1 protein-coding gene is annotated in these 458 nt (G+C 62.7%); it reads right to left on the bottom strand.

From position 1 onward, the window contains the following. Window positions 1-245 precede the first annotated feature (245 nt). Window positions 246-458, bottom strand: a 213-nt coding sequence (locus AC1U89_RS24750; protein WP_479902258.1) for a hypothetical protein, incomplete at its 5' end; no start/stop codon positions are given.

Below are 458 nucleotides of genomic sequence, written 5' to 3' on the forward strand. Positions count from 1 at the left end.
CTCACTATCCCGACGCGGAATGGTAGTTCACGGGCGAACCGGCAGACCGCGAATGGGCGGAATTTGCCTCTGTCGCCAGGGCGACCGTCACGGAGAGAGCGACGGCRGAGACRGGCCGCAGCGGACATTGAGACTCTCACCCAGATTCGTGGCCATGCACCGGCGGCGGCTAGACGCCATCTCCCTACCGAGGAGCTTGCCAAAGTTTCGTGTCGTGCTGGCAACGGCCAAATATGAGTGGTGATCTAGCTACCTTCCTGAACTGCCCCCGAAGCGCGGGGCGCCTCGAAGGAGAGCCGGACAATGCGCGCCGGGATATGTTCGATCTGTAGCCGCGCCCCGAACTCGCGTGCAAAAGCTTCGCAGCTTGCCATCCCGGAGGCGTCGACGGCATACCTCTCGTCCGGCCGATCCGATATCTTTTGACCCGCGATGGCCATTTGTACGGCCAGCAACCC

The sequence above is a fragment of the Caulobacter sp. 05T431 genome, from assembly GCF_056665975.1.